The organism is Paracoccus niistensis (assembly GCF_042432925.1).
In the GTDB taxonomy this organism is placed as follows: Bacteria; Pseudomonadota; Alphaproteobacteria; order Rhodobacterales; family Rhodobacteraceae; genus Paracoccus; species Paracoccus niistensis.
Genome location: NZ_JBHLWE010000078.1, coordinates 1 through 631, shown reverse-complemented (window position 1 = coordinate 631; position 631 = coordinate 1). Strand labels below are relative to the sequence as shown.

At 60.9% G+C, this 631-nt stretch carries 1 pseudogene; it reads right to left on the bottom strand.

The window, feature by feature from the left end:
- Nucleotides 1–631 (bottom strand): annotated as a pseudogene (locus tag ACFFII_RS17550) (IS3 family transposase); the annotation flags it as partial.

Genomic DNA, 631 nt, shown 5'->3' with positions numbered 1-631 from the left:
CTATGGGGTCGGTCATCGTTGTAGTGTCTGCGCCAATGCTCCAGTTTTTCGGTCGCATCGGCAAGGCTCATGAACCGGTGGGCGTTCAGGCATTCGGACCTCAGCTTGGCTCGTTGAAGGCCTCGATGAAGCCGTTGTCGGTGGGTTTGCCGGGGCGTGAGAAGTCCAGGGTGACCTGCCTGGCATAGGCCCACAGGTCGAGGTCGCGGGAGATGAACTCGCTGCCATTGTCGACCCTGATCGTCTTCGGGTAGCCGATCTTGCGGCAGATCCGTTCGAGCGTCTGGACCACATCTTCCCCGCGATATTGGAACCGGACATCCGCCGCCGGACAGTAGCGGGAATGCGTATCGACAATGGTGAGGATCCGCAGCTTCCTGCCCAGGGCCAATTGGTCGTGGACAAAATCCATCGCCCAGACATCGTTCGGTCCGACGGCTTCGGCGCGGTCATCACGCAGCTTCGCCTTGACCCGGCGCTTCGGCGTCTTGTTGCGCAGCTGCAATCCCAACGTCCTGTAAGCACTGTAGACCTTCTTGATGCTGACATCCCAGCCCTCGCGCCTGAGGACGACGTGAACACGGCGATAGCCGTAGCGCACGCGTGTCTCGCAGATCTCCTTGATCCGCCG